Consider the following 7,677-nt stretch of genomic DNA (forward strand, 5'->3'; position numbering starts at 1 on the left):
CGGTAGATTGTCGTGGGGCTGTTTATGTACCGCATCTGTTTCGTTCTGTATATACTGGCACGCGTGCGGACCGTAAGCGTGCATTGGATACTGAAGACATGCAGAAAGTATTCACCAAATTGCCGCAGTCGTCCGTCGTGACATCTGACATGCGTCGTACGCAGGAACTGTTCGTTTTGATGTTTCTGCTCCGTGGTCTGCCTTTTGTCGATCTTGCCTATTTACGTAAAAGTGATTTGCACGACAATGTGATCACTTACCGCAGGCGGAAGACCGGGCGTCCTTTGTCAGTGACTTTAACTCCGGAAGCGATGGCCATATTAAAGAGGTATATGAACCGTGACAGTTCTTCTCCTTATCTATTTCCGTTATTAAATAGCCGGGAAGGGACAAAGGAGGCTTATCACGAATACCAGTTGGCTCTCCGCAACTTTAATAGACAGCTGATGTTGCTAGGTGAAATGTTAGGACTGGGGGATAAACTTAGTTCATATACAGCGCGTCACACTTGGGCAACGACAGCTTACTATTGCGAAATTCATCCGGGCGTTATTTCTGAAGCTATGGGACACTCTTCGATCACAGTGACCGAGACATATCTCAAGCCCTTTCGGAATAAGAAAATAGATGAAGCCAATAAAAAGGTGGTGGATTTTATAAAGCGCTCAATGTCTTTTGCAATTTATTGATTTTTAACCTGTTACTCTGTAGGTAACGGAGCTAAATAGCGTTGCAAAGATGGAGATATTTTGGAAAACATGCAAACAAAAATGATATTTTTTCTGATAAACAACTAAAAAAAGACAAATAACACAATAAAACAGCGGATTTCTTAGCATTAGACTTTGTAGCCTTTAATTTTAGATAATAGATTTCCCTCCCCTCTGCCGCCTCTCAGAAGCAGGGGTAAAGATGTTTCAGCATTCAATAAATGATTTTTCAGTATTAACTACCCTCCTGGGGCAGGTACAAAGGTTTTCCCGTTACCTACAGAGTAACGGGAAAACCTAATATAGTCTGTATGCTTCAAAGTATATTGTGTAAGGTAATTGAAAGTGGAAAACAAATTAAGAAAAGGAGGTTTGCACAAGAAATGAAAGGAATAAAACATGAGATGTAGTAAGGGAATTCATAATCCAAAACGAGAAACAATATTTTTATTATTTTTTTAATTTATAAATTAAAAGTTTTTTTATCATGAACAAAAAGTATTTAAGTGTCGTCCTGTTTGGAGCGCTATTAGCGGCTTCAGCGGGTACATTTACTTCTTGTAAAGACTACGATGATGACATCAAGGGGTTGCAAGAACAAATTGACAAAAGCGGAAGCACTATTACTGATCTTCAGACTCAGCTGACTACTTTGAAAGCTGCTGCTGAAGCTGCTCAGGCTACTGCTGATGCTGCTAAAGCTGCTGCTGTAGAAGCTAAAACAGCTGCTGATGCTGCAAAAGCTGCCGGTGATCAGGCCAAAGCTGATGCTGCTGATGCCTTGGCTAAAGCGAAAGCTGCCGAAGCTGCTGCTGCTACAGCAAAAACTGAAGCTATCGCAGAGGCTACAAAATTAGTGGAAGCTTTGAGAAACTCAATGCAGGAAGCTATCGACAAGAAACTTGATGTAACTGCATTCGAAGAAGCGTCAAAACTTCTTGGTGCTCGTATCGATGGTATCGAAGCTGGTCTGAGTACATTGGAAAATGGTGCTGTGAAAGAAAATACAGAGGCTATCAAAACTGCTATGGACCTTATCGAAACATTGCAGACAGCAGACGCAAACTTTGCTACAACATTGAAAGAACTCGATGAGTATGTTAAGATAACGCTGGAGGCTAAAATTGATGCTAATGCAGAGGATATTAAAGCAGCACAGGATGATATCAAAGCTGCACAGGATGATTTGGCTGCTTTGTGGAAGGAAATTGATGGTAAAGGCGGTCTGAAAGATTTGATCGGTGCAAATAAAACCGCTATCAGTGATCTGGAAACAAAGATAACAGATGAATTGGATGCTATTAAGAAGAATGTAAAAGACATTCAGGCTTCTATTAAAGAAATCAATACTAAGATTGGAAATATCAATACGAACCTGACTGGTCTGCATACATTGGTAACTTGCCGTCTGTCAAGCATCTCGCTTGCTCCCGACTTGTTCGTTGACGGTATTGAAGCTGTAAGATTCACTTCCTTGCAATATTCTCCAATGGATGTGAAAGATGAAAATGCCAGCATCCCAGCAAAGAGCTATCAATTCTCTACAGCTGCTTTGGCGACTGCTAGCTATCATTTCAATCCGGCAAGCTTTAAGTTGGCAAATGCTGACTATAGCTATATCGACCGCACTGCAGAAGTTGTTGAAACAACTCGTGCAATTGCTGCAAGTAAGTTGGTTGAGATTGTTGGCGAACCGGTTGCTAACCCCGCAACAGGAACTGTTGACTTCCAACTTCTTCGTCTTAATTCTCACACTACTCAGCCGGAACTTGACAGAACGAATCTGATCGCTTTGCAAGCTACTCTGAAAGGTGATGCAATTGATCAAGATGAGAAAAATGCCGTCATTACTTCTCCGTATGTAGCTGTATATGATAATATTTTGGCTGCTGAAGATGTTCGTATCGCTGATAAGGAAACTTTGTTTGAAGGTGGTAATGCTGCTCATTATGCAACTACATTCGATGCTTGTACGAAAGAAGAACCTCGCTACGAGACTCCTTATGATCAAGTATTCGACTTGAAAAAACTGGTTGCAACTTGTCTCAATAATGAAAATGTATCTACTGGTCATGATGAATTCCCGATTGAAGCCTATAAACTGTCATACAGATTTGCTGTAGCTACTACGGATTTTAATCTTGAAGAAGGTAAAACTGAAACTAATCAGCAGAAATGGGTTAAGTGTAATGATGTTGAGAAAGGTTTGTTCCAGGCAGAAGGTTTCAATCCGGAAGCATTTGGTCGTACTCCGATCTTGAAAGTTGAATTGGTAGACGAAAATGGCAACGTGGTACGTCGCGGATTTGTGAAAATTAAATTCACTGCAGAAAAACAACCTGATTTCACGGTAGGTAATCCGGCTGAAGAATTGGTATTCAAATGTGCTGATACAGAAGCAACATATACTATTACAGAAGAATATATCCGTGAGAATGTTTATCGTAAGATAACTGATGGTACTAATATTGGTATGAGTCATGAGACATTCTGGAATACATACGATGTTTCTACTGCTGTTGCATCTGTTAAGAAGAATGGCAAACTGGTAACTGGTGTTGATTTCCCGAAAATTGTAGCTGGTGCTACTTCAGTAGGTACAGCAACTAAGAAGGTTGTCTGGTCATTCAAACACGGTCAGCTTGGTGCTATTAGTGCTACTGGTTCTGAATTTGTTGCTACTATCACTGTTCAGAATAAACTGCAATCTTCTAAATATCCTGATGCAATCACATTCAAGTTTGCTGTAAATGTGAAATTGCCGAAAGCTAGCTTAGATGCAGTGAAGAACGAACTGTATTGGCAGACTATTGATGGTGATATGAAGTTCTTTAAGGTGAATGCTGTAGTACCTAATACTCCGGAAGATCCTGCAGACGGATGCCAGATCCATCAAGAACTGAATCTTGCTTACGATAAATATAACGTAAAAGGACTTCCAAATTGTGTAACAGACCGTTATGTTGTAACTAAGACTTATTCTAACGGAGTTGCTACAAGCAAAGTCTTAGCAGGTGTTAAGATCAGTGGAAAAACGATCTCATTGGATAAGAATGATGCTGATGTTAAGCTTGCTTTGAATAGCGCAGGCGGTCTGCAAGCTTCTGTTGCACATATCTATACATTGGAAAGCGGTGATCAGATTACTGTCAATGAATTTATGGTTAATTTCATCCGTCCTGTAAGCTTGAATATGCCTAGTGGAGTTACTCTGACAGACGCTATAACAGGTGGTGATGTTGCTAACTTCCAGTGGAATGGCTTGTTGATGGATTGGAGCGGTAATGCTATTGTATCTCCGAGTGTAGTAGAAACTGAAGATATTTCTTCATACTGGAAACAAGTTTGTACAACAGAATATGAATGGGTGCCAGAACATAGCTATGTGAAAACTCCGGCTAGTCTGAATGTTACTTATGGAAAAGTTGACTTCGTTACTGCATCAGATCTTACTATGTATAGTGGAACATCTAAGGTTAATTATTGGAAACCGGGAACTTCTACCGAGGATGTGATAGAAAAAACCTATTCTGTAGGTGCAATGTTGACTCAGGCTGAAGCGATGGCTATGCTGGAAGTACAAGAACGTGAGGGAACTCCTGAAGGATATGTAAACTTCGGTTCAACTTATAATTTTACGGAAATTCCTGTGATAAAGGGTTCTCATGTAGAATATACTTATGTAGCAAATATTGATTATGTTCCGGCTGAAATAGTCGTTGTTCCTGGTGACTACGTTGCTAAAAAGCATGAACATACACCTATGCCTACATTTGATGGAGAATCTTATGGTCAGAAATCAGGATGTTGGGAATGGACTAAGACTACATTCGGTAGCTCAGTTATTAATCTCGGACAATACTGGTTCTATTATGGAGAATTCAGCGATGTGAAACTTGATATTACTAAAGTTACTACAGACTTGAAATACAATGGTGGTAAGCTGCCTGCTAAGACTACTTTAGAACAAGTTGGTAATACCGTTAAGTATGTAAATGTGGATTCACCGATTGAATACGCTTACAAGATCTTTATTCCTGCTACTGTAAACTACGGTTGGGGAACACTTTCTTCCACATTGACTATTACAGTTAATCCGAAGAACTAAAAGATCAAAATGTTGTCTATCAATTTTTAGACACATATTATTTCAGGAAGGGTGCTCTGCTCTAGTCAGAGCACCCTTTTCATATAACAAAGCATATATTGGGTGATAAGATTTGCCTGATATATAGTTGTGACATATCGTATGAGATTTCTGTAACAAGACATTAAATACATAACATTATGAAAATAAGAAATTTATTAGTAGCCATACTTGCAATGAGTGGTACAGTAGTATTTGCTCAGGAGCAACGACAAATCAAGGAAGAAGGTAAAACCGTATTCAAACCTCATTGGTTTATCCAGGCACAAGTAGGAGCCGCACATACCGTAGGCGAAGCCAAGTTTACCGATCTGATGTCTCCTGCCGCCGCCATCAATATAGGATATAAGTTTGCCCCTGCATTCGGAGCACGTATCGGTGGTAGTGGATGGCAGGCAAAGGGTGGATGGGTAACTCCGGAACAAACCTACCAGTACAAATATCTTCAGGGAAACATTGATATTATGGCTGATCTCAGCACTTTGTTCTGTGGCTTCAACCCGAAACGTGTTTTCAATGGCTACCTTTTTGGTGGTGTAGGGCTCAATCGTGGTTTCGATAACGATGAAGCGAATGCACTCGACACCCGCACCTATGAACTGGAATATCTCTGGCAAGAAGGCAAGTTTCTTGTCGCCGGACGTTTTGGCTTGGGTTGTGACCTTCGCCTGAATGACCGCTTGGCCATCAATATCGAAGCTAACGCCAACGCTTTATCCGATAAGTTCAACTCAAAGAAAGCCGGTAACTGTGACTGGCAGCTGAACGCACTCGTTGGCTTGACCATTAAACTGGGAAAAAGCTATACCAAAACAGCTCCCGTATATTACGAACCGGAACCTGCAGTCGTAGAACAGCCTAAACCGGAACCTGTTGTTGCAAAAGAGCCGGAACCGAAACCTGTAGTAGTTGTTGAGCCGATGAAACAGAATATATTCTTTGCGTTAAACTCTGCACTTCTGCAAAATGATCAGTTGGCAAAGATTGATGCTATGATTAAATATATGGAGAAAAACCCAACCAGTAAAGTTGCTGTAACCGGATATGCCGACAAAGAAACCGGTAACCCGAAAATTAATATGACTTTGTCGGAAAAACGTGCCAAAAATGTTGTAGAAGCCTTGAAAGCTAAAGGAATAGCAGCAGATAGAATTATTACTAGTTATAAAGGAGATACGGTACAGCCTTATCAGAAACCGGAAGAAAATCGTGTTTGTATCTGTATAGCAGAATGATGTCTACATTAAGAAGATCCTTTTCTTAAAAAAGATATTCCCTATTCTCATGCGGAGTGTTTGTTCCCCACATTTTTTTTCGTACTTGTACGAGAACCTCCGTGTGAGAGCATTAGGAAATATATGCTTGCGAAAGTCTGTATTTCCGCAATAGACCCCTTTCTTCACTTAAATGTGAAGAAATTGTATCGGGGAGAGTAGCAGCGTAAGACCGTACTTGTGAAAGTGCATCTTATTCTGTCCCCTTAAGAGGATGCCCGCCTTTTTTCCCTAGTGGCATCCTCTTTTTTTGTTTTTACTATACAATTTTGTTTCCGATAAAGGAAGAGGGGGGATATCAAACTTACATTAAATAAGAAAGATAAAGATCAAAGCAAACTTAAAGTTAACCTTTGATCTTCATCTTACAATATGGGATATTTACCGAGCACTCCTCTACAGGTAGACGGTAACAACTATAATGCTTCTATTTTCTCTATGCTCAATCCGGTAGCTTTGGAGATGATTTCCAGTGAAACTCCCATCTTTTTCAGGTTTCGGGCAGTTTCTTCTTTGCCTTCTGCACGTCCCTTCTGTTCTGCAAATTCCAGCGTCACGAGATTATCCCGGTACACTTTAATGCTTTCATCATACTTCATCCGCTCCTCTTTTGAAAGCGAAGCGATATCTACAATCTTCTCTAATTTCTCAAAAACCGATTTACGGGCTTTGAATGGCAATCTTTTCAACGTTTCCATATTCTTCAGTACATAAATCCATCGTTCAAAGTCAGTTTCACACTCTTGCTCCTCCTTCGAAAAAGCAGGCAACTCGATAAAAATAAAACGAAGCTTGTCGGAAAATTGTTCGTGCGTGTCACGATCTGTAAGCACAATATCCGTACGAAGCTTATGCGGCAAATTGTCCAACCGGAAGTTCATAAAGAACACACCATATACGGCTTTCAGGTCAAACTTCCATTCGGCTCCTTTCTCACCCTGCCGGGCAACAGTCTTTGAAAGGTAATACAAGGCGCGTTCACGAAAGTGTACATGCTGCTTGTTTTGCATCTCTACAATGAATTGCTCTCCATTTTCGGCAGTGCAATATATATCATAGATCACCCCTCGGTCGCCCATATACTCGGGCAGTATTTCCTTATCGAGAAAGGTTATGTCTATTATATGTTTTTCATCTACCAGCAGGTCGTTCAGGAAATCAATTAACAAGTCTTTGGTCATTTCCTGCCCGAAGATTTTTTTAAATCCTACATCGGTAAATGGATTAATAAATTTCGTCATTATTTCTGTTTATTAGTTGTTTGCGACTCCACAAAGATAATGAATCTTCTGTCTGCTTGTTACGATAATGATGATTTTATCTGTCTGCAATTATATTTTGTGGGGAATCTTGCTGAAACATACCAGCTTTCTTTTTTGTTAGTTTCACATGCCGGTCATTGATTCACATACCGTCCGGACAACTCTAAAATGAATGAATATATGTGTATCGGATAGCTTTGGTTACGAAAATACCCTTATATTTATCGCGTAATTTATTTAATAGTGATTAAAATGTTAAAAGTAGTAGCATTTATGAAGCAAGT

Annotated in this window: 4 protein-coding genes; 3 read left to right on the forward strand and 1 reads right to left on the reverse strand. The window is 40.1% G+C overall.

The annotated features are described in order from the left end of the window. The 3 genes from KTR07_RS27335 to KTR07_RS27345 all read left to right on the forward strand — a co-directional run. On the forward strand, window positions 1–689 hold a 689-nt coding region (locus KTR07_RS27335), incomplete at its 5' end, for a tyrosine-type recombinase/integrase (RefSeq protein ID WP_217315555.1). 508 nt (window positions 690–1,197) lie between these two features. Continuing rightward, entirely contained in the window at window positions 1,198–4,818 is a 3,621-nt protein-coding gene (locus KTR07_RS27340) for a surface protein (protein ID WP_011107830.1), read from the forward strand. 179 nt (window positions 4,819–4,997) lie between these two features. Further along, a complete protein-coding gene (locus KTR07_RS27345; protein ID WP_008764794.1) occupies window positions 4,998–6,092 on the forward strand; it encodes an OmpA family protein in 1,095 nt (364 codons plus the stop codon). A gap of 455 nt (window positions 6,093–6,547) precedes the next feature. Here KTR07_RS27345 and KTR07_RS27350 read toward each other — a convergent pair whose 3' ends face one another. After that, window positions 6,548–7,372, reverse strand: coding sequence for an Rpn family recombination-promoting nuclease/putative transposase (locus KTR07_RS27350; protein WP_008764795.1), 825 nt, complete (start codon window positions 7,370–7,372; stop codon window positions 6,548–6,550). Window positions 7,373–7,677 lie beyond the last annotated feature (305 nt).

The organism is Bacteroides sp. MSK.20.82 (genome assembly GCF_019052485.1).
GTDB classification, from domain to species: Bacteria; Bacteroidota; Bacteroidia; order Bacteroidales; family Bacteroidaceae; genus Bacteroides; species Bacteroides thetaiotaomicron.